Raw genomic sequence first — 20,986 nt, forward strand, 5'->3', positions numbered from 1 at the left:
CGGGAACCCCTCCAGGGTGTTTTTTCCTAACTCATAATGGATAGGCTAAAGAGATGTTTTTCCCAACGCATCTCTCAAGTGCGGAGCGCATCATAGCAAACACGCTAAACCTGTAAAGGGTTTTTCTTATGGTTTTGTGTTAAATGCTGCCTTTTTGGGCAAAGATGGCGAAAAGTACGCATATTGCTCGTGAAGTGAACATCTGTACTAAGGTTTACGTACTGATAGGTAACACCTTGAGGTGACAGGCTTTCTGTATTGTGTTCAATGTGTCTAAAACGTGATGAAACGTAAATGGAATTTAATCTAGATTTACACTTCTTGACGTTACAGCATTCATCAGTTGATAGAATACGGTTAATTTCATTTATAGATAATAATACCTATCGTAGTAAGTAACTTGTCATTCTAGCTTGCTAAAATGCTCGAGAACAGCGTCAGATATTTTGATTGTAGAATAACTACTTATCGAAACTATCTGTTGAAAAGAGCTGCCTTGTTCTCAAGCCTTTTCCCTACGCTATTTCTGACCACTTACTCACTGTGATTGGTATAAACTTACTTGCAGACCATTATTATGAAGCGTAAATCTGTTTTAACCCTGCTTAGCTTGTCTATTCTTATGGCGTCTCCAGCCGTACTCGCTAAACGTATGGGCCCAAGCACTGTCACTGTTGTTACTGAGCAGGTTGATATTCACCAAGTTAGCCAATCTCTTTCGTTGGTCGGTAAGCTAGAAGCCGAGCAATCGGTAATGATCACTTCTGAAGTGGCTGGCAGAGTGGACTCTATCAACATTAAAGCCAATCAAGATGTCACTAAAGGGCAGATGTTGGTTCAACTCGACGATGACAAAGCAAAAGCGGCAGTTGCAGAAGCGCAAGCTTATCTAAAAGACGAGCAACGTAAGCTAGCGGAATTTCAACGCCTAGTGAAACGTAACGCGATCACGCAAACTGAAATTGACGCTCAGAAAACGAACGTAGAGATTGCCAACGCTCGTTTAGCTGCTGCAAATGCCAATCTGAAAGATCTTCATATCAGCGCGCCATTCTCGGGCACTGTTGGTTTTATCGACTTTAGCCGCGGTAAAATGGTGACAGCAGGTACTGAACTCGTGACCTTAGATGACCTATCGGTAATGCAATTAGATCTGCAGATCCCGGAGCGCTACCTTTCTAAACTGTCTAAAGGTATGAAAGTAACGGCTCGCACTAGCGCATGGGGCGACACTCAGTTCACTGGTACTGTAGTAGGCATTGATTCTCGTATTAACGCTGAAACCTTGAACCTTCGAGTTCGAATCCACTTCGACAACAATAATGATTATCTAAAGCCAGGTATGTTAGTGGCGGCGGATATGGACTTCCCACCAGTGGAAGCGCCAATCATTCCAGTTCAAGCGCTTGAGTATTCAGGTACGAAGCGTTTCGTTTATGTTATCGACGAAGATAATAAAGCAACTCGTACAGAAGTTTTCCTTGGGGCACGTATCGATAACGAAGTCGTGATCGACAAAGGCATCGAAATTGGCCAGAAGATCGTGGTGCAAGGTATCGTGAACATGCGTGACGGCGTCTTGGTTCAAGAGCTTGCCGTTAATCGCCCAGCTGATGCAGCAAGTGATAAAAAAGCACAAGAAGGCGCTAACTAATGTTGTTATCTGATGTTTCTGTAAAGAGACCAGTAGCGGCCGTCGTATTGAGCCTACTATTGGTTGTGTTTGGTATTGTCTCTTTCAATAAGCTCGCGGTTCGTGAGATGCCAGATATTGAAAGCCCGGTAGTATCGATCAGTACTCGTTATGAGGGTGCGTCTGCCACCATCATTGAAAGCCAAATAACCTCCAACCTTGAAGACCAGTTATCCGGCATCAGTGGTATCGATGAGATCGAATCCACAACGCGTAACGGTATGTCGCGTATCACGATTACTTTTGAGCTTGGTTACGACCTCAATACCGGTGTGAGTGATGTTCGTGATGCTGTAGCTCGTGCGCAGCGTTCATTGCCAGATGAAGCCGACGACCCAATTGTTTATAAGAACAATGGTAGTGGTGAAGCTTCGGTCTACATCAACTTAAGTTCGACGGAGATGGACCGAACGCAGTTAACCGACTACACCGAACGTGTGTTGATTGACCGCTTTAGTTTGATTTCTGGCGTGAGCTCGGTGGATATCTCAGGTGGCTTGTACAAAGTAATGTACGTGAAGCTGAAACCTGCGCAGATGGCGGGTCGTGGCGTTACTACCTCGGACATCACTTCTGCTCTGAACAGTGAGAACATTGAAAGCCCAGGTGGTGAAGTACGTAACGATGCGATTGTGATGTCGGTTCGTACTGCTCGTTCTTACACTGAAGCGGAAGATTTCGAATATCTAGTCGTTAAACGTGCCTCTGATAACACACCTATCTACTTGAAAGACGTAGCGGATGTTTACATTGGCGCAGAAAACGAGAACTCGACCTTTAAGAGTGACGGCGTTGTTAACGTAAGTATGGGTATCGTGCCTCAGTCAGATGCGAACCCACTTGAGGTGGCTGACTTAGTCCATAAAGAAGTCGAAGCAATTCAAAAGTTCTTGCCAGACGGTACTCGTTTAGCTGTCGACTATGACTCAACTGTCTTTATCGACCGCTCAATCTCTGAGGTTTACAGCACGCTCTTTATCACGGGCGGCTTGGTTATCCTTGTGCTTTATATCTTTATTGGTCAAGCACGTGCAACACTTATTCCAGCGGTAACCGTACCTGTATCTCTGATCTCGTCGTTTATTGCCGCGTACTACTTCGGTTTCTCTATCAACCTGATTACCTTGATGGCACTTATCCTGTCGATTGGTTTGGTGGTAGATGATGCGATCGTGGTGGTTGAGAACATTTTCCACCATATTGAACGTGGTGAGTCACCGCTGCTTGCGGCCTATAAAGGTACTCGTGAAGTAGGCTTCGCGGTAATCGCAACAACGCTTGTATTGGTAATGGTATTCCTACCAATCTCGTTCATGGACGGCATGGTTGGCCTATTGTTTACCGAGTTTTCTGTATTGCTTGCGATGTCGGTGATCTTCTCGTCGCTAGTCGCATTAACGCTAACGCCAGTGCTAGGCAGTAAGATCCTTAAAGCGAACGTTAAACCAAACCGTTTCAATTTGTTTGTCGAGCGCGTATTTGGCAAGCTTGAGTCTGGATACCGCGCGGTATTGCGCCGTGCTCTTAACTGGCGTTGGGCCGCTCCAATCATCATTATCGCGTGTATGGGCGGTAGTTATGGCTTGATGCAACAAGTGCCGTCGCAACTGACGCCACAAGAAGACCGTGGTGTTATATTTGCGTTTGTTCGTGGTGCCGATGCAACCAGTTACAACCGTATGTCTGCCAACATGGACATCGTTGAAGAACGCTTAATGCCATTGCTTGGTCAGGGCTTCTTGAAGTCATTCAGTATTCAATCACCAGCGTTTGGTGGTAATGCGGGTGACCAAACGGGCTTCGTAATCATGATCCTAGAAGACTGGGATGAGCGTGACGTTACCGCACAAGAAGCGTTGAACGAAGTTCGTAAATCGTTGAACGGCATTCCAGATGTGCGTGTATTCCCGTTCATGCCGGGCTTCAAAGGTGGTTCAAGTGAGCCTGTTCAATTCGTACTTGGCGGTTCTGATTACTCTGAACTTCAGAAGTGGGCAGAGCTCTTAAAGCAAGCGGCTGAAGATTCTCCAATGATGGAAGGCGCGGACATCGATTACTCTGAGAAAACACCAGAGCTATTGGTAACCGTAGATAAGCAGCGTGCAGCAGAGCTAGGTGTTAGCGTTTCAGACATTTCAGATACGTTAGAAATCATGCTTGGCGGCCGCAGTGAAACGACCTTCGTTGACCGTGGTGAAGAGTACGACGTGTATCTGCGTGGTGATGAAAACAGCTTCAACAACGCGAACGATCTAAGCCAAATCTACATGCGAACTCAGTCTGGTGAGCTGGTTACACTTGATACGCTGACGCACATTGAAGAAGTGGCTTCATCGATTCGTTTGTCGCACTACAACAAGCAGAAATCGGTGACCATTAAAGCGAACCTAATGGAAGGTTACACGCTGGGTGATGCACTCGACTTCCTTGATGAACAAGCGATTGAGCAGCTACCGGGTGATATTTCAGTGAGCTACTCAGGCGAGTCAAAAGACTTCAAAGAGAACCAATCGAGTATCTTAGTGGTGTTTGCGCTAGCGATGTTGGTCGCGTACTTGGTACTGGCCGCACAGTTTGAAAGCTTCATTAACCCACTGGTGGTAATGTTCACCGTACCTATGGGTATCTTCGGTGGCTTCTTAGGTTTGGTGTTGATGAGTCAAGGGCTCAACGTCTACAGTCAAATTGGTATGATCATGTTGATCGGCATGGTAACCAAAAACGGTATCTTGATCGTGGAGTTTGCCAACCAACTTCGTGACCGTGGTATTGAGTTTGAAAAGGCGATCATTGATGCTTCTGCTCGACGCTTACGTCCAATCATGATGACGGCATTCACGACGCTGGCTGGTGCAATTCCATTGATTACTTCAACGGGCGCAGGCTATGAAAGCCGAGTGGCTGTGGGTACGGTTATCTTCTTCGGTATGGGCTTCGCGACATTGGTAACTCTGTTCGTTATCCCTGCGATGTACCGACTGATTTCAGGATCAACACGCTCTCCGGGTCACGTGGAAGCGGAACTTAATAAAGAGCTTAGCCATGACAACGTGGGAAGAACCTCTCACGGTTAATGAACACGCACGATTAATGAACACGGAATAGTGTAACAATATTGAAAAGCCTGCGTTTGCTCCTAGCGAATTGCAGGCTTTTTTTGTATAACAAACAGAGCTCAACGAATTAATACAATAAATCGAATAAAGGAAAGTAAAGTGGCTGAATTTAAATACAAAGATCTTTCTCAAGAAGAACAAGATAAGCTGGATGCAGCAACCTTTCGTCGCCTGCTAGCACACCTAGATAACAATAAAGATGTGCAGAACATCGATCTGATGATCTTGGCTGGCTTCTGCCGAAACTGTTTCAGTAAATGGTACAAAGCGGAAGCAGAGCAACAAGGCTTAGACTTGGATATCGATGACGCTCGTGAGCGCGTATATGGCATGACTTACGATGAGTGGAAACAAAACCATCAGCCAAAAGCGACGCCTGAACAACTAGCGGCATTTGAAGCGAAGCAGAAGCCAGAGTAATTTGTTCTCGTTGGTGGTTGATTAATAGAATGAATAAACAAAAAGAGCCCATCAAGGCTCTTTTTAGTTTGGAGTCGGTGCTTGCTCTGTATTTAAGCCAACTCACCCGTTTGCGAGAAAGCTTCTAACTTCGCCGCGTACGGCTGTAGGTCACCGATATTCAGATTTACCCACTCGTCATTGAAGTAAGTGTCTAGGTAACGTTCACCGCTATCACATAGCAAAGTCACGATAGAACCTTTTTCTCCACGAGCTTTCATTTCACTGGCTAGCTGAAGCACACCGTACATGTTAGTACCGGTTGATGCGCCAACCTTGCGACCAAGAATGTCAGATAACCAATGTGTCGTTGCGATACTTGCTGCGTCTGGGATTTTACGCATTTCGTCAACCACACCAGGAATGAAGCTTGGTTCTGCTCGTGGGCGACCAATGCCTTCAATCTTGCTGAATGTACTACATTTCACGTTCGCATTGCCTGTTTGGAAGTATTCGTGGAATACAGAGTTCTCAGGGTCCACAACACAAAGCTTAGTTTCATGTTGTTGGTAGCGAATGAAACGGCCAATCGTCGCTGAAGTACCGCCAGTACCTGGGCTCATTACTACCCAAGCCGGAACTGGGTGATCTTCCATCTGCATTTGATTGAAAATCGAGTTCGCGATGTTGTTGTTACCACGCCAGTCGGTTGCGCGCTCAGCGTAAGTAAATTGATCCATGTAGTGACCATTCAATTCTTCTGCTAAACGGCGAGACTCATCGTAAATTTCATCTGAGCGGTCCACAAGATGCGCTTGGCCGCCGTAGAATTCAATTTGCTCGATCTTTTTCTTCGCTGTGCATTTTGGCATTACCGCGATAAATGGAAGGCCAAGTAGGCGAGCGAAGTAAGCTTCAGACACCGCAGTACTGCCCGATGAAGATTCAATGATCGTGGTTTCTGGGCCAACCCAACCGTTACAGATAGCGTATAAGAAGAGAGAACGCGCTAAACGGTGCTTTAAAGAGCCTGTAGGGTGTGTGCTTTCATCTTTAAGGTAAACATCAATGCCTTCGATACTTGGTAGATCGAGCTTGATAAGGTGCGTATCCGCTGAGCGTTGGTAGTCCGCTTCAATTTTACGAATCGCGTTGTTAATCCATTGATGGTCAGTGCACATAAACGTTCTCCTGATCGAGTGTAGGAATTCTTTGTAATTGGTATGGTTCTAATTTATCTATAATCGGAGAGAAAAACTTTGCCATACTTGCTTTGTTTTGCTTAAATTGTAGAAAATTATTCTCTTTAAATGCGATTTGGTGAAAGTGTGATAGATGCCGTAGATAAAAAAATATTAGGGTTACTGCAAGAAGACAGCACCCTGTCATTGAACGATATTTCTGAAGCGGTCAATCTCACTACAACGCCTTGTTGGAAAAGGCTTAAGCGCCTCGAAGAGAACGGCATTATTGAGAAAAGAGTTGCACTGCTGAACCCGGAAAAACTGGATCTTTCCTTTACTGCGTTCGTATTGGTGAAAACCAGTGATCATTCTCATGAGTGGTATGGTCGTTTTGTGAATACTGTGTCGGAATTTCCAGAAGTGATGGAGTTCTATCGCATGGCTGGCGAATATGATTATATGATGAAGGTTCAGGTTAAAGACATGAAGTGCTTTGATGATTTCTATAAGCGCTTGGTGAATAGCATTGATGGTATCTCTAATGTGACCTCGACGTTTGCGATGGAACCATTGAAGTACACGACAGCATTGCCGCTTTAAGCTGCGCCTAGTAATAGATTAACTATCGCTTTAGTTTAACTATCTTCTCAGTTTAGATCTCGTCTCTGCGATAAAGAAAAGGATTATTCATGTTTGCAAAAGTATCTACCGCTATCCAGCTGGTACTGGCGGTCGCCATTTTTTACTTGGGTTACACCATCTACTCATTGACTAATAAAGTCGGTGAAATCGTTGATACTTACCCGCAAGTTATCGAAGACATATCGGGCCTCACCAAAGGGCTCAAAGTAGAAGAGCTATTAGCGCTTGCAGAACATGTCAGCGATCTTGCTCCTCAGGTGTTAAACACTGTCGAAGAAGTTAGAAAGACGATCGATGATGTGAATCAAACCGTAGCCTCGGTCGACAACAAAATCCCTGCGATATTAGATGAAGTGAAAAATGTTCGAACGGAAGTCGAGCAGGTAAGAACCGATGTTATTCCACCAACATTAACTGAATTAAAGAGATACCGCGTAGACGTAATGCCACCAATGCTCGCTGAAAGTAAGTCTTACCGCGAACAGACTATTCCTGTCATCGTCACGGAATCTGAAATGCTACGAGCGGAAGTCCCAGGTATTTTGGCACAAGCTAATTTGTTAGCTGATAAGAGTAAGGAACTCGCTCAGGGAGCCGCTGAGGGCGCGGTGAAAGGCGTAGTGTTATCGCCATTTAACCTTCTACGAGACGCAGGTGATGGCATTAAAACGCGAGTTCAAGGCGAGTTTGAGCCAACGTTAGAAGTTGAGTAGGTTTTATTGATTTTTGCGTGACGAGTTTTCTTAAGCGTCATTAAAGAAAGAGGCTAGGTATTAAACCTAGCCTCTTTTTGTTTGTGCGTATTTGGGGCTTGTAAGAAGCGTTTATCCGCTATTTATTTGAGTGCTATTTAGTAAAACGCATCACACCTTCTTGTACTGCTGTCGCTACCAGCTCACCTTTCTGGTTGAAGATCTCGCCGCGCACTAGGCCGCGAGTGTTCGCTGCCGTTGGGCTTTCAATCGCATAAAGCAGCCATTCGTCCATTTTGAATGGGCGGTGGAACCAGATTGAGTGGTCAATCGTCGCCACTTGAAAATTTGGCGTCATGATAGAGACTTCATGTGGGTGAAGCGCCGTCACTAAGAATCCCCAATCCGATGCGTAGGCAAGCAGGTATTGGTGGATCAAGTGGTTGTCTGGCATCGCGCCATTCGCTCTTACCCAAAGGTATTGTTTCGCTTCCGTCTTCTTAGGTTTCAGTGGGTTTACCACCGTCACCGGACGCATCTCAATCGGCTTTTCGCCACAGAAGGTTTTGCGCAGTTTCTCTGGTAAGAATTCCGCAATGTGGCTCGCTAATTCAGTTTCTGAGGCAAAGTTCTCTGGTCCCGGAATATCAGGCATTGAAATCTGGTGCTCAAACCCTGGCGCATCGCCATGATAAGAAGCAGTGAGATAGAAAATAGGGCGGCCATTTTGAATCGCTTTTACACGGCGTGTGCTAAAGCTGCGTCCATCTCGTAGGTTCTCAACATCGTAAATGATTGGCTTTTCAGGATCGCCGGGAAACAGAAAATAACTGTGGAACGAGTGAACACTACGGTCGTCTTGAACGGTATAACGAGCAGCAGAAAGCGCTTGTCCCAATACCTGACCGCCGTATACCTGTGGTAGGCCTAGGTTCTCACTTTGCCCACGGAATAAACCTTCTTCCAGTTTTTCTAGCTGAAGTAAACTTAGTAATTCTTGTAAAGGTTGACTCATCGCCAGCATTCCTCTTCGTAAAATGGGTGTCAGATTATGGTGTTAATCATTTAGCTTAGTCAGATATCTGTCAATAAATCATAGGGTTTCAAGACAGAATATGAAAGCTCTCTTATAATTGGTGAGTAGATTTGCCGAGTCCGGCAAACATGTTGAGAGAAATTGAATATGAAAAAGGCTCTAATTCTTATTACGTCTTTAGTATCGTTTGGCCTACTTGTTGGTTGCCAAGCAACATCAGAAACGAGCGCTTCTCAAGAAGTGGTTGCAGAGAACACTCAAGTGATTTCAGGAACAGTAAGCTACCGTGAAAGAATTGCATTGCCAGAGAATGCAGTGGTTACCGTTACGCTAGAAGATATCTCACTGGCTGATGCACCATCGACGGTTATCGCAACTCAAGAGTTCACCACAGACGGTAAGCAAGTACCGTTCGCATTCGAGCTGAGCTACGACAACGACAAAATTAAAGCTAACCACCGTTACAACATGCGCGCATCGATTCATGTTGACGGCAAACTGCGTTTCACTACTGACACGATTAAGTCAGTAATTACTGATGTAGAAAATACACAGCAAGCAGACCTACGTTTGGTTGGTGTTCGTTAATCAGAAGTCGATGCCACTGTTAAGGCATCTTGATTGGCTTAACTTAGCCAGTTGAATCAGCGATTAGTGGCAGCTCTAGGGCTGCCATTTGTATATTCTGAGTTTGATCTTTCCTGCATCACTCACCTCAATCCCTTCTTTAACCAAATGCTGCTTTTGTCTGTCGAACGAATCAGCCTTTAAAGATATTTCACCCTTGCTGTTTATCACTCGATACCAAGGCAGTTTGCTACCTTCTGGCAGGTTACCCAGCGCTTTACCAACATGGCGCGCATAGCCCGGAAATCCTGAAAAACGTGCTATGTCTCCATAAGTTGTTACTTTCCCATATGGAATTTGGTGAATCACAGCAAAGATTTGGCTCAAAAATTGGTCCATACTAAATGTTCCTAGTTCATAAATACCAATCACAGTAAGTAAGTGTTCAAAAATAGCGCAGGGAAAAAGCTTGAGAGCAAGGCCGCTCTTTTTGATAAGAAGTTTTGATAAGTAGTCATTCTCCAATCAAAAAATCTAACGAGGTTATCGAGTTTTTTAACAAGCTAGGGTGACCAGTTAATTACTACGATTGGTATGGTACCACGGATCGGTAGAAGGAGAGGGCTATGGTATTTACAACGTTTCAGTTCTTGATCACCACATTATTAGCGGTTGTTTGCGCGAGAGCAATCAGTTTAAGTGAGGGAGATATCCCGGTGCTTGCAATGGTCATTCCTGCCTTATGGATTTTACCGCAGGGGGGCATAGCAGGATTAGCTTTGCTTGCTGCCATGACCACTTATGGTCTAACCCTTCCTTTGCAGCCTATCACGCTGTCTGTCAGTGCGTGGGTACTGTTCCCGCTATTGATGGTGGTCTTTTCAAGACGCAGTAGTTTGTCGGTCGTGATTATTTCCGGCTTGATTGTGACTACTTTGCAGGTCGGGATCATGGTGACACAATCAGCAGGCAAGCTTGAAGGCGTCCCGTGGGTTACCACACTTCAAACCTTATCAATCATCGTGATTTGGTGGGCGGCAAATCATCTTAAGCCTGCTAGCCGACACAGCTGGTGGTCATTAGGCTTAATACTTCCATTATGGATAGCCGATTTACCTTATGCCGCTTTGGTTGCCTTGTGTGTAACGGGCATCATGGCATCGATGGAAACACTGACTCGCTTGAAAACCTTCCGCTGGAATAAACTATTGTGTTGGACATTGCCGACGGTTGGTTTTGCGGCACTGGTGATTACCCCAAGCATCGAAGTGCCTAGTCCAGTCTTTGTGGTGTGGTTATGTCTATTAGGCACCGCGTGGATGACAGACTACATCATTCGTACAGAAGATAACGAAGACATCGATATCTAGTACGTAGATAACCCGAACCTTACAAATGCAGGTAAATGGTGAATTTACCTGCGATTTTCTAGTGGTTTGAATAAAGGATAAGCACTTAGACAGCAATTGTTCAAAAATAGGGTGGAAGGGCTTGCAATGGTTGCTGTGATGCTTAATAATCCAATCACTCTTTGAGGCAAGCCTCTTAGAAAACGAATCTATGGGGGCCTGGTCCTCCCGCAACAATAGCTCGTGAACTCGGTCAGGCCTGGAAGGGAGCAGCCGCAGCGAGTGACTTGTGTGCCGGGATGTGGCTGGGTTCCCACCCCTTATGAAGCCTGCAATATATGTTCGCATAAATTGCAGGCTTTCTTCATTTCTGCATCATAAGTCTTCATATTTGCACCATAAGTCTTCATAGTCTATTTTTTGTTGTAGGTTTACAACAAAAGTGATTTGCTATGTTCGACCAAACCAAGAAATCATCTCACGTACACAACATCTGTAAGTTCATGAGCTTGAAGAATGATGCGGTTGTTCGCACTCTCTCCATTTTGGAGTTCGATTTCTGCTTTCACCTCGAATATAACGCAAACATTAAAAGTTTTACCTCTCAACCTTTTGGCTTCCACTATCAATTCAATAATCGTAAGTGCCGATATACCCCAGATTTTTTAGTAACAGATCACAACGAGCAGTCAACCCTCTTCGAAGTAAAACACTCTAGTCAGATTCTCAAACCTGATTTCAGGAATAGATTTGAAGAGAAACAAAGGGTTGCGTTGAATGAGTTCAACAGACGCTTAGTTTTGGTTACTGAGAAACAAATTAGAATGGGACCGACGTTAGATAACTTTAAGTTACTACACCGTTATTCCGGATTGCGAACCGTGACTGAGTTTCAAAAGCTAGTATTGGCGTTTATTCAACGAAAACAAATGGTGCAGCTACAAGAGGTGTCTTTGTATTTCGGTTTATCGGAGCAAGACACACTTATCTCTACTCTTCCTTGGATCTCTTCGGGGCAAATCAAAACAGACCTCAACAATATTGGCTTTGGCCTCGAAACCTACGTTTGGTGTTAACTATGCCATCGGACTCTAACAACATATTTGGGTTCTTTGATGAATTTGAAGCTTCAGAGGGAGAGTCTCAGCAGCTTCCAATAGAGCTAATTCATGAACCTATTGAAATATCCTCAACTATTGATTCTCAATCACCGAAGGTACAGCAAGAAGTTATCCGTCGTATCAAAATCATCGCGTTCGTAGAGAAGCGTTTAAAAGGCGGATGGACCGAGAAAAACTTGAACCCTCTCTTAACTCTTGTGGAATCGGAATTACAACTCATTCCCCCGAGTTGGCGAACTTTAGCAACTTGGAAAAAATCTTACTTTGAAGCGGGTAAAGACCCATGTGCGCTTATTCCTAAGCATACGTTTAAAGGCAATCGACAAAAAGAGTTCGATTCTCAATCTTTAGTTGATGAAGCAATTAACAGCGTATACCTGACTCGTGAACGCTTAAGTGCTGCTGAAGCATATCGATACTATAAGAGTCGAGTGATTCAAATAAATCGTGGGATTGTCGAGGGGAAAATAAAACCAATTTCCGAACGTTCTTTTTACAATCGAATACACGACTTACCTCCTTATGAGGTAGCGATTGCAAGGTTTGGTAAACGATACGCAGACCGAGAATTTCGCTCGGTTGGTCAGCAAGTAGTTTCGACCAAACCAATGGAGTATGTCGAAATTGACCATACACCAGTCCCAGTAATTTTGATTGATGACGAGCTAGATATTCCTTTGGGTCGACCCTACCTGACGATGCTATATGACCGCTTCAGTAAATGTATCGTTGGGTGCAGTATCAACTTTAGAGAGCCTAGTTTTGACTCTGTCAGAAAGGCGCTATTGAACTCGCTACTAGATAAGAGTTGGGTAAAGCAAAGGTATCCATCCATTGATAATGAATGGCCTTGTCACGGCAAAATTGACTGTTTAGTTGTCGATAATGGTGCTGAATTTTGGAGTCAAAGCTTGGAAGATTCGTTACGGCCTCTAGTGTCTGACATCCAATACAGTCAAGCAGCTAAACCTTGGCGAAAGTCAGGGATCGAAAAGCTGTTTGATCAGATGAATAAAGGGTTAGTTAATTCACTACCTGGAAAAACATTCACCAACCCTACTCAACTACAAGATTACAACCCAAAGAAGGATGCGGTGGTTAGAGTTTCTGTATTTCTTGAATTACTTCATAAATGGATTGTCGATTATTACCACATGGCACCAGATTCAAGAGAACGTGATATTCCATACCACAAGTGGAACCAATCGGAATGGACTCCCTCCTACTACGTTGGTGCTGAGAAGGAGCAGTTGAGAGTTGAGCTAGGTTTGCTTAGACACAGAACTATTGGAGTGGCAGGGATCAGGCTTCATAACCTACGCTATCAGTCCTCAGAACTTATTGAATACCGTAAATACTGGGCGTCCAATAATGGCAAAAAGCTGTTTGTTAAGACCAAAACAGACCCTTCAGATATCAGCTACATCCATGTTTACCTAGAATCGGAAAAGAGGTACATAAAAGTTCCAGCGGTAGACAACAACGGATATACAAAAGGACTGTCCCTTTTTGAACATGAGCGCATACATAAAGTACGCAGGCTTAACACTAAGCAGCTTGCTGATGATGAGGCGCTTGCGGATACATTTCTGTATATGAAGAAACGTATTCAGGAAGAAACCGATAGATTCCGCGGTGCAAAAAGCAATAAGGCTAGCTTGCCTAAAACGGGCAATACTTCGAAATTAGCAAAGTTTAATGATGTGGGCTCAGAAGGGCCAAGCTCAATCAATGCGACTCCAGTAAAACAAGAAACCACGGTAGTGTTCGATGTCTCAGAGCAATTATCTGATGATGATTTTGAAGATATTGAGGGGTATTAATTTGAACTTAACGTCTAGTCAGTTTGAGCAGCTAAAGTCCTTTGAAACCAGCTTTATCGAGTACCCTGCAATAACTGAAATCTACTCCATTTTCGATCAACTTCGTTTTAATCACTCCCTTGGCGGTGAACCGGAGTCTTTCTTGTTAACTGGTGAGGCCGGAAGTGGAAAGACGGCTTTGATTAACAATTATCTATCACGCTTTCTGCCGAGTTCAACTTGGAGCAAACAACCGGTTCTTAGCACCAGAGTGCCAAGCCGCATAAATGAACAGAACACGCTTACGCAGTTTCTAGTCGATTTAGATGGAAAGTCAGGCGGAAGAGGTACCCGACGACGTAATGAAATTGCTCTTGGTGAGGCAGTTGTAAAGCAACTTAAACGTAAATCTGTTGAGCTGATTATCGTCAATGAAATTCAAGAGCTTGTGGAGTTTTCTACAGCAGAAGAAAGGCAAGCTATTGCTAATACGTTCAAATATATAAGTGAAGAAGCAAAAGTCTCGTTTGTGCTGGTTGGTATGCCATATGCTGATGTAATAGCGACAGAGCCACAATGGAACTCACGATTAAGTTGGAGACGAAAGATTAACTATTTCAAGCTGTTGAAAGCTAACAGCCATTCGAGTGGAACGGCATCTTATAGTTTTGACTTGGAGCAAAAAAAGCACTTTGCTAAATTTGTCGCTGGTTTGAGTGCGAGAATGGGCTGTGAAGAACCGCCGGTGCTTACAAAAAATGAAGTGTTATATCCTTTGTTTATTATGTGTAGAGGGGAGTGCCGAGCGTTAAAGCACTTCTTGAAAGACGCACTACTTATGAGTTTCAGTGAGAACGTTGATACGATAGATAAAGCGATATTGTCACGTACTTTTTCATTTAAGTTCCCCTACTTGGACAACCCTTTTAATTGTTCTATCGAGGAGCTTCGTCTTCATCAAATTGACTCTGGATCGTCTTACAATCTGAATGCCATTGCCGTAGAAGATAAGATACTTGCTCCGCGATTTACGGATGCAATTCCATTGAGTATGTTATTGAGCAAAAATGGACTTAAAGCTTAAGTATTACTTCTCGCTCTTTAGGCTCTCCAGTAACACCGCCTTCTCTTCATCACTCATCTTATCAATGGCACATGCTAACTCAGCGCTCAATTCGCTCCTACAGAAAAAGTAGTTTAGCGGCACATCTAACTCTTCAGCCATACGTTCAAGCGTACCAATATCGGGTACATGTCTGCCTTTTTCGTAATGATTCATACGACCGCTAGCAGAACTCTGCTCCATACCAATTTTCACCCCTAAATCTTTTTGGGTGATCTTGGCTTTTTTACGCGCAGCTTTGAGCCTCGCTGGGATTGGGTTGTATTTTTGCACTTACACATTTCTTTTCAACCTTTAGATAACTTAGATTGTCTAAGTTTTACTGATTTTTGTATACTTAGCAATCCTAAGTTTTTATTGCCTGTAAGAGTCACATGAAGAAAGTAACCAGAATTAACCCTCACATGTTTAACCTATTGATTGAAAAAGGGATGGACAATTTCTCCGTCACAGAAGCTAGGGATGCTTTGTTAAACGGTACTTCAGCCTTCCCGAGCAAGGTCGACGCGCGAAAGTATGTTTATAAACAACTTCTATCACTTGAGGAGAAAGGTTGGCTTTCTGTTATTGGGACTCGTAGAGACAAACGTTACCATCAAACTAACGAATTCAAAGCGCTCACAGTTGAGCCTAGATCGGGTCGAAATAGGCAAGCTAAAGTCGATTCAATGGCTGTTCAAACTTCGGAGTACTCTATACATGCATTAGAGCAAGAGAAGAAACAGTATGAAGGCGAGTTGGCAATTACTCTAGGCGAGATTGAGGAATACCAATCGTTGTTAATGCGTTTCCCAAACAATAAGCAAGATATGCAGCCGCTATTTAATGCGGCAAGAGAACGCTCAGCCAAGCTATTAGGCAGAATTAATGCACTAACCAACTGGATGCAAGTCGCGCAAAGTAAGGCTCCTCAATGTTAAGAGCATGGCAAGCCGAGTGTGCAGCTCAAGCTATCGAGAAATTCACTTCAAACAAGTATTCACACTTCTTCTGCCAAGCGACTCCTGGAGCGGGTAAAACCGTTATGGCCGCCGAGGTTGCGAGACGGTTATTTGAACAAGGCATGATTGACTTAGTGCTGTGTTTCTCTCCTTCACTGACTGTTGCAGAAGGGATGCAAAAGACCTTTTCATGGAAACTGGAATGTTCTTTTAATGGAGGCTTGGGTTCTCTTGGGGGCTCTTATACCTATCAATCCATCCGTTTTTTAGATGAAAACTTCTGGAACACCGTCAGTAAGTATCGAGTACTAGTGGTATTTGATGAGATCCATCATTGCTCGTTTGATGATGAGGGACGGTCAAATTCATGGGGGCTAGAAATCGTCTCGAAGATCCAAAGCTTTGCTCGTTATACTCTGGCGCTGTCGGGCACTCCTTGGCGTTCTGATCGGTTACCTATTGTCATGGCTGAGTATTCTGATCCTGAAGGCAAGGTTGTTTGCGATTATCAATACGGCTTGCAACAGGCAGTTGAAGATAAGGTATGCCGCCGCCCTAAAATCGTTTTAATCGATAATGAACACCTGAGCGTTAAGGCTAGCAGTGACAATCAACACTTCGCCTCTATTCTTGATTGCCTTAAACAATCCGATGTCTCTTATCAAAGCGTCATCCACAACGAAGATGCTATGAATTACATACTAAATAGCGGCTGCCAAAAGTTAGAGCAGATAAGGGAAGAGTCCCCAAGTGCTGGAGGCTTGGTGGTCGCCTCTTCTATTAAGCACGCTAAAGACATTCAAAAGCGACTTGTTGAGCACTTTAATCAATCAGCATGCATAGTGACTTATCATCATGATAATCCGTTACATGAAATTGAGTCCTTTCGTCACTCAACGGTTCAGTGGATAGTGAGTGTTGGGATGATAAGTGAAGGAACGGATATCCCTCGGCTTCAGGTTTGTTGTCATATGAGCTCGGTAAAAACGGAACTGTACTTCAGGCAAGTGCTTGGAAGGATATTGAGAGTTAATGATTCACCCAACCAAGAAGCATGGTTGTATACCTTCGCTGAAGAAAATTTGATTGGGTTTGCTGAAAGAATTGAGCAGGATATTCCTGATAGCTGCTTGTACATTAAACAAGAGAATAATGTGCCGAGCGCTACTGATGAAAAGCACCTGACACCGAGTACCGTGTCGGGAAGCGTTCAATCTGATCGACCTCACCCAAGCCTACTTAATTGGGGAGAAGCTTCAGATGTTATCAACTCAAATAATGTAGGACTCACTTTAGCTTTGGATGAGCTGAGATTAGGTCAATTTAAGCAGAGGGTTATTGCAGCGTTCACTTAAACTGTAGTAACTCATATTAGATCTTACACATCGGCTTGTTAGTCACGACTAGATCGTACAAGCCGACTTGTTGAAATCGTAACTCATTCTTGGACAAAAGCGACTTAAAAAATCATTCTGAAGTTTTGATGTAGCAGGTTTCGAACGGAAATATCGTGGTCAATAAATAATAGAGTTACGTAAGTTCCGTACAATCTGAAAAGGTTTGTTATTGACTCTTTGAATACTTACTAACAAGAGCAACGTTCGATAACTTGGAAGATTCTTCTATTGGTATTTCGCAAATTTCTTCCCACGTCATACCCAAGTTCAACAGTTCAGCCGCTTGGTTTAAGTCATCAACCATATTTCTTATGTACATTTCGCAAATATTAAAATCATCAATTCCAGAGTTAGACCAATATTTATAGAGGTTCATTGGAACTTTTGAAGACGTGTATACATCCACTCTTATAAACTTATATGCTTGAGCGTCAATGATAGCAGCATTTGAACCACGCTCTCTGTTCACCGAGACTTCACACTCATAACCGTTGCTTAGCTTGCAAGTGAACTCAAAATAGTCGCTGTTCAACTGTTTTACAGAGTACGACTCTCTTGCAAACGCAAGTACGACAGGAAACTTGATTTCCTTTAAACAAATTGCCTTATCGCGTTCGGCAAGGGCAGCGATAATATCGGGAATTCTTTTTACGTGACTAGCACTTTTAGCCCACGATAGGATGAAATATAAAGCTATAGAAGTACCATATGTAGGGATAGCAGCTATCAGAGCAACGATTAGCCAAAAATTCATTACGTTTCCTATTGTAAATGTGCTTTGCCTCATTATGTTACACTATCAAAAAGCCAACCTGTATACACCCAAGCTTTTTATGTGAGTGTGGCTGAGAATTTTCTGAGGGGACAAAAGTGACTCAGAACAAACGTATAGAAAGTTTGTGACACGCCCCGGTTTACAATTCGTATCTACTACTTCTTAGCTTGCAAGTATTTACTGTAAAGTTAAAAGTACACCAATTGGATAATTGAAAGAGATAGCATTTTTCCTTAGATTATATGCAACACTCCTTATGTAGTTTTGCTGCCATGAAAGAAGAATATTTTAAACCTAGTGTTTGGAATGAAATAAAAGATAACCTTACCTCTGAGCAAGTTGAGACAAGCAATTTCAAAGTCTACTCAATGATAATAACGCCAGAGTTAGCAGAAAAATTATGTCATTACATAGAGCGTGAGAAACTATCGACTTTTAGGCAGTCTACTAAAAATGGAAGGAAAATAAAGTTCCTTTATACTCCTAATTTTTCAGTGAAAATTTACTACAAAAGAGATGGCTCATACTCAATGTGCCTTGTTGATTCAGGTGCAGCAGGACACGGGGGATATGATCTCGAAGAAAAAAGGAAAAAAAGCCTGACAAAGATGGAAGTTTATTTCGCAATCCTAACAAAATACCCTCATCACTTATTATCACTTAGCTGCTCCTCTTCAGAAGCAGATGATATACAGTTCTAGTCCAACACTATTAATTATTAGCATCAAAGTTATTATCAATCCAAGACATTGCTGTAGTGCACCAACGCTCAATGTTTACTTTGCACTGCCTAAGCTCATCTTACCCAGAGAGGCGTATTGGACACATCCCCAAAGTATGTGCGTTGCCGCTTTGGGACAGAAGCGCCCTACATTTGCTCAGCCACTATCCCCTCTACTTTGTGCTTTAGATTTGAACTAGGCACGCCTCATCGGCTTTGAGGTAAGTGGCGGTGAATCCAGCGAGGTCAAACGTCGCGCCGTAGAGACTTATACCATCGGTGTAGTTTGCGTTTCCATCGACATCAACACGCACGTTATCGCGACGCTTGAATGCTGTGATTAAGTTGCTGGGAATTGGCGAGATAGAATACTCAATTTCTTGGTTGTAGCGCCCTTGAAATGTAGTTTTAATGAGAACAACTTTCGCAGAAACTACGGCTATTAAACCTTTATCGGTAGAAAAGCGAAGAGGGAAATTTTTCCCGTAAATATCTACATGGTCGGCAAGATTAGCTTTAAGAGTTAGCGAGAGGGTTCGACTGTCACAATTATTTAGTCGCCTTAGTACGCCAAGGAAGCTGCCGTTCACTGAGTTTGTGGCGTTCATCATTACGTAGTCGTTAACTGAAGCTACGCGCCAAGCTTTGTGCTCCCAAGCTGAAACAACGAGTTTGCCCCTGTTTTCAGAGGTGCTGCTAGTTTTGTATGTTGTGGTGCGATTAGGAGTGATGCTAGTGATTTTGGTGGTTTCGATCTTAGATTTTGTTGTTGTCTGGGTTTGTGGTTGTTTAGCGTAATAGTCGGATATCAAGGTCGCTTGGTAGCCAACAATCACGGCACAAAGAATGATGAAATACCACTTTACTCGGCGTTTACTAGCTTCAATCCTTTTTGCTTTTCTAATGGCTTTGAGTTCGGCCTTACGTTGTTTCTCTAATCTTTGTTGCTCAAGGACTTCCTTGTACTGCTCAAGACTCATGTCGCTTGGTCTGCCAAAAAGCTTATTCGCAAGAGCAAACCCAATCGTCATTTCAATGACCGCAGCACCTGCAAAGATAAGTCCGAAAGCGGCAGATGAGATGATGAACGCGATCGCTGATATAGCCAAGGTACCCACTAGGATAGGGTGGTTAGCTTGATTAAATTCTATTTTTTCTTCTCGTAAAAAACACCAAAGGACCACACCAAGTGCGATCCCAAAGCAAAAGCGTTCTAGCATTTTGGATTGTCCTTAATCCGAATATTTCACTGTAAAACACTATAACCGAAGTAATGACGTTGTACTATTTACTTACATAATAAGTGCTTGCTGTGTCATCCTTTGTTTGCTGTGGCTAAAGTAAGTGGATAATTCGTTGGGTCTCGGGAGGGTAAATGAATAAATATTTTCAATACTCTACTCTAGTCTAGTTGTTATAAAGCTTGACAGTTTTTACTTATGGGTCAACTAAAGTCCAGTTGGGTAATCGCATTGGGACAAAAGCGACTCAGAGTTTGTTGTCAAAAGAATGGGGGGTCATCGATAGATACCCGCACCTAAGCCAAATCGATGAAAATTATCAATGATGTTTAAATGAGGGACCTAAATACCTACATTTGTTGTTATATTTCGCATTGCATGCCTTCCAAGCCTCGGCCTCGTTTTTGTAATAGCCATTGCTATCTTTGGTCGGTGCTGTTATTGAGCTGACGCAACTACCAAAAAATATGAGTACCCCAAAAAAGAGGATGGGAGCGAAGCATCCATTGAATAAACCGCTTGAGGGGGCAGTGAGCCTAGGGTTTGGTTGAGCTGTGGATTTGATAGTTGGCGATCTAGGGTTCGCTTTCTGAACAGTTTTTACTGGTAATTCAACTTTAGGTGCACGACCGTTTACGTTTCTTGCCAGCGCTATAGAGCTTGTAGGTATGCCAGTAAAATCGGCTGTCACAAATTTTACTGATACGGTTGAGGCATTGCACTCTATGACAAGCCCGTTACCCAAATCTGGTCGGGACTTATGAATCACAACATCGCCTTGCTTAAACATCGAACACCTTTACACCATCATTAAAAAGGGTCGGCACTTTCTCATGAAGGTTCGTTTAACTCCACTGATTTTTACTCTTCCTACATTTGTCTGCATCTAAAGCGTTAGCATAACCATCAGCGGTACCAGAGTTATACGAGGTGTAATATTCCCATCGGTTTAATTTCGCTTTGGTCAACAAAGAGCGTGTAGTTTGGGTTTACCACGGGTTCGTAACAAGGTTTTCCTCAAAATCGTTTACAGAGCCAAGAATTGGGACAAAAGCTTGCTAGAGTTATTGTACTAGTCGATAGTAATACACATTAGATTTTGTAGGGGTAGTGAAGGAATCTAACGAATGCCCTCACTCCATTGACCATCACATGTGTTACCCGCAGTCAGGGCGGGAGCATACTTT

General features: G+C 43.4%; 19 protein-coding genes and 1 other RNA gene. 14 read left to right on the forward strand and 6 right to left on the reverse strand.

The features are described 5' to 3' along the window. Positions 1-577: 577 nt before the first annotated feature. The 3 genes from AB4384_RS02845 to AB4384_RS02855 all read left to right on the forward strand — a co-directional run bounded on the left by AB4384_RS02845 (position 578) and on the right by AB4384_RS02855 (position 5,229). Positions 578-1,654 carry an efflux RND transporter periplasmic adaptor subunit gene (locus tag AB4384_RS02845; protein WP_102393841.1) on the forward strand — a complete coding sequence of 359 codons (1,077 nt, stop codon included), beginning with the start codon at positions 578-580 and terminating at the stop codon, positions 1,652-1,654. After that, entirely contained in the window at positions 1,654-4,767 is a 3,114-nt protein-coding gene (gene vexH / locus AB4384_RS02850; protein WP_017062023.1) for a vibriobactin export RND transporter permease subunit VexH, read from the forward strand. The genes AB4384_RS02845 and vexH overlap by 1 nt, the downstream gene beginning before the upstream one ends. Before the next feature lie 141 nt (positions 4,768-4,908). Beyond that, positions 4,909-5,229: a DUF1244 domain-containing protein gene (locus AB4384_RS02855; RefSeq protein WP_004736423.1), complete on the forward strand. Its 321-nt coding sequence runs from the start codon at positions 4,909-4,911 to the stop codon at positions 5,227-5,229. Positions 5,230-5,321: 92 nt separating this feature from the next. Here AB4384_RS02855 and AB4384_RS02860 read toward each other — a convergent pair whose 3' ends face one another. Then, positions 5,322-6,389, reverse strand: coding sequence for a PLP-dependent cysteine synthase family protein (locus tag AB4384_RS02860; protein ID WP_136978152.1), 1,068 nt, complete (start codon positions 6,387-6,389; stop codon positions 5,322-5,324). A gap of 129 nt (positions 6,390-6,518) precedes the next feature. On the opposite strand from AB4384_RS02860, the gene AB4384_RS02865 reads away from it, so the two are divergent. Together AB4384_RS02865 and AB4384_RS02870 are read left to right on the forward strand one after the other, a co-directional pair. Continuing rightward, positions 6,519-6,992: an Lrp/AsnC family transcriptional regulator gene (locus tag AB4384_RS02865; RefSeq protein ID WP_017062025.1), complete on the forward strand. Its 474-nt coding sequence runs from the start codon at positions 6,519-6,521 to the stop codon at positions 6,990-6,992. A gap of 89 nt (positions 6,993-7,081) precedes the next feature. Beyond that, entirely contained in the window at positions 7,082-7,747 is a 666-nt protein-coding gene (locus AB4384_RS02870; protein WP_017070264.1) for a hypothetical protein, read from the forward strand. A 133-nt stretch (positions 7,748-7,880) separates the two neighbouring features. Here AB4384_RS02870 and tesB read toward each other — a convergent pair whose 3' ends face one another. Further along, positions 7,881-8,741 (reverse strand): acyl-CoA thioesterase II, encoded by an 861-nt coding sequence (gene tesB, locus AB4384_RS02875; RefSeq protein WP_029235187.1) that lies wholly within the window; start codon positions 8,739-8,741, stop codon positions 7,881-7,883. Between the two features lie 168 nt (positions 8,742-8,909). On the opposite strand from tesB, the gene AB4384_RS02880 reads away from it, so the two are divergent. Then, entirely contained in the window at positions 8,910-9,350 is a 441-nt protein-coding gene (locus AB4384_RS02880; protein ID WP_102319976.1) for a YbaY family lipoprotein, read from the forward strand. A 75-nt stretch (positions 9,351-9,425) separates the two neighbouring features. Here the strand turns inward: AB4384_RS02880 and AB4384_RS02885 are convergent, their stop codons facing one another. Then, positions 9,426-9,728: an MGMT family protein gene (locus AB4384_RS02885; RefSeq protein ID WP_102319975.1), complete on the reverse strand. Its 303-nt coding sequence runs from the start codon at positions 9,726-9,728 to the stop codon at positions 9,426-9,428. A 227-nt stretch (positions 9,729-9,955) separates the two neighbouring features. Here AB4384_RS02885 and AB4384_RS02890 point away from each other — a divergent pair, with 227 nt between their 5' ends. The 5 genes from AB4384_RS02890 (at position 9,956) to AB4384_RS02910 (ending at position 14,685) form a co-directional block, all read left to right on the forward strand. Continuing rightward, complete coding sequence (locus tag AB4384_RS02890; RefSeq protein ID WP_017070265.1) at positions 9,956-10,699, forward strand: hypothetical protein; 744 nt, start codon at positions 9,956-9,958, stop codon at positions 10,697-10,699. 196 nt (positions 10,700-10,895) lie between these two features. Further along, positions 10,896-10,992, forward strand: an RNA gene (ffs, locus tag AB4384_RS02895) — signal recognition particle sRNA small type. Positions 10,993-11,130: 138 nt separating this feature from the next. After that, complete coding sequence (locus tag AB4384_RS02900; RefSeq protein WP_017631046.1) at positions 11,131-11,754, forward strand: TnsA endonuclease N-terminal domain-containing protein; 624 nt, start codon at positions 11,131-11,133, stop codon at positions 11,752-11,754. A gap of 2 nt (positions 11,755-11,756) precedes the next feature. Then, positions 11,757-13,622, forward strand: a complete 1,866-nt coding sequence (locus AB4384_RS02905; protein WP_372128853.1) for a Mu transposase C-terminal domain-containing protein — start codon at positions 11,757-11,759, stop codon at positions 13,620-13,622. After that, a complete protein-coding gene (locus tag AB4384_RS02910; protein ID WP_372128857.1) occupies positions 13,591-14,685 on the forward strand; it encodes a TniB family NTP-binding protein in 1,095 nt (364 codons plus the stop codon). Before AB4384_RS02905 ends, AB4384_RS02910 begins: the two co-directional genes overlap by 32 nt. A 3-nt stretch (positions 14,686-14,688) precedes the next feature. Here the strand turns inward: AB4384_RS02910 and AB4384_RS02915 are convergent, their stop codons facing one another. After that, on the reverse strand, positions 14,689-14,997 hold the full coding sequence (locus AB4384_RS02915; protein WP_372118954.1) for a helix-turn-helix domain-containing protein: 309 nt from the start codon (positions 14,995-14,997) through the stop codon (positions 14,689-14,691). 101 nt (positions 14,998-15,098) lie between these two features. On the opposite strand from AB4384_RS02915, the gene AB4384_RS02920 reads away from it, so the two are divergent. After that, positions 15,099-15,644, forward strand: a complete 546-nt coding sequence (locus AB4384_RS02920; RefSeq protein WP_371724562.1) for a hypothetical protein — start codon at positions 15,099-15,101, stop codon at positions 15,642-15,644. Continuing rightward, positions 15,638-17,020: a DEAD/DEAH box helicase gene (locus tag AB4384_RS02925; protein WP_372118948.1), complete on the forward strand. Its 1,383-nt coding sequence runs from the start codon at positions 15,638-15,640 to the stop codon at positions 17,018-17,020. The genes AB4384_RS02920 and AB4384_RS02925 overlap by 7 nt, the downstream gene beginning before the upstream one ends. Before the next feature lie 208 nt (positions 17,021-17,228). Here AB4384_RS02925 and AB4384_RS02930 read toward each other — a convergent pair whose 3' ends face one another. Further along, complete coding sequence (locus tag AB4384_RS02930) at positions 17,229-17,816, reverse strand: hypothetical protein (RefSeq protein WP_372128854.1); 588 nt, start codon at positions 17,814-17,816, stop codon at positions 17,229-17,231. 293 nt (positions 17,817-18,109) lie between these two features. Between AB4384_RS02930 and AB4384_RS02935 the strand changes: the two genes are divergently transcribed. Continuing rightward, entirely contained in the window at positions 18,110-18,538 is a 429-nt protein-coding gene (locus tag AB4384_RS02935; RefSeq protein WP_372119253.1) for a hypothetical protein, read from the forward strand. 205 nt (positions 18,539-18,743) lie between these two features. Here AB4384_RS02935 and AB4384_RS02940 read toward each other — a convergent pair whose 3' ends face one another. After that, positions 18,744-19,778 (reverse strand): hypothetical protein, encoded by a 1,035-nt coding sequence (locus tag AB4384_RS02940; RefSeq protein ID WP_372119256.1) that lies wholly within the window; start codon positions 19,776-19,778, stop codon positions 18,744-18,746. Positions 19,779-20,986 lie beyond the last annotated feature (1,208 nt).

Source organism: Vibrio sp. 10N.261.51.A4 (assembly GCF_041471945.1).
Lineage (GTDB): Bacteria > Pseudomonadota > Gammaproteobacteria > Enterobacterales > Vibrionaceae > Vibrio > Vibrio crassostreae_C.

Bases quoted from the DNA above. Each gene is read 5' to 3' on its own strand.
- AB4384_RS02845 (WP_102393841.1), top strand. From the start codon at position 578: ATGAAGCGTAAATCTGTTTTAACCCTGCTTAGCTTGTCTATTCTTATG.
- vexH (WP_017062023.1), top strand. From the start codon at position 1,654: ATGTTGTTATCTGATGTTTCTGTAAAGAGACCAGTAGCGGCCGTCGTA.
- AB4384_RS02860 (WP_136978152.1), bottom strand. From the start codon at position 6,389: ATGTGCACTGACCATCAATGGATTAACAACGCGATTCGTAAAATTGAA.
- AB4384_RS02865 (WP_017062025.1), top strand. From the start codon at position 6,519: ATGCGATTTGGTGAAAGTGTGATAGATGCCGTAGATAAAAAAATATTA.
- AB4384_RS02870 (WP_017070264.1), top strand. From the start codon at position 7,082: ATGTTTGCAAAAGTATCTACCGCTATCCAGCTGGTACTGGCGGTCGCC.
- tesB (WP_029235187.1), bottom strand. From the start codon at position 8,741: ATGAGTCAACCTTTACAAGAATTACTAAGTTTACTTCAGCTAGAAAAA.
- AB4384_RS02880 (WP_102319976.1), top strand. From the start codon at position 8,910: ATGAAAAAGGCTCTAATTCTTATTACGTCTTTAGTATCGTTTGGCCTA.
- AB4384_RS02885 (WP_102319975.1), bottom strand. From the start codon at position 9,728: ATGGACCAATTTTTGAGCCAAATCTTTGCTGTGATTCACCAAATTCCA.
- AB4384_RS02890 (WP_017070265.1), top strand. From the start codon at position 9,956: ATGGTATTTACAACGTTTCAGTTCTTGATCACCACATTATTAGCGGTT.
- AB4384_RS02900 (WP_017631046.1), top strand. From the start codon at position 11,131: ATGTTCGACCAAACCAAGAAATCATCTCACGTACACAACATCTGTAAG.
- AB4384_RS02905 (WP_372128853.1), top strand. From the start codon at position 11,757: ATGCCATCGGACTCTAACAACATATTTGGGTTCTTTGATGAATTTGAA.
- AB4384_RS02910 (WP_372128857.1), top strand. From the start codon at position 13,591: ATGATGATTTTGAAGATATTGAGGGGTATTAATTTGAACTTAACGTCT.
- AB4384_RS02920 (WP_371724562.1), top strand. From the start codon at position 15,099: ATGAAGAAAGTAACCAGAATTAACCCTCACATGTTTAACCTATTGATT.
- AB4384_RS02925 (WP_372118948.1), top strand. From the start codon at position 15,638: ATGTTAAGAGCATGGCAAGCCGAGTGTGCAGCTCAAGCTATCGAGAAA.
- AB4384_RS02930 (WP_372128854.1), bottom strand. From the start codon at position 17,816: ATGAATTTTTGGCTAATCGTTGCTCTGATAGCTGCTATCCCTACATAT.
- AB4384_RS02935 (WP_372119253.1), top strand. From the start codon at position 18,110: ATGAAAGAAGAATATTTTAAACCTAGTGTTTGGAATGAAATAAAAGAT.
- AB4384_RS02940 (WP_372119256.1), bottom strand. From the start codon at position 19,778: ATGCTAGAACGCTTTTGCTTTGGGATCGCACTTGGTGTGGTCCTTTGG.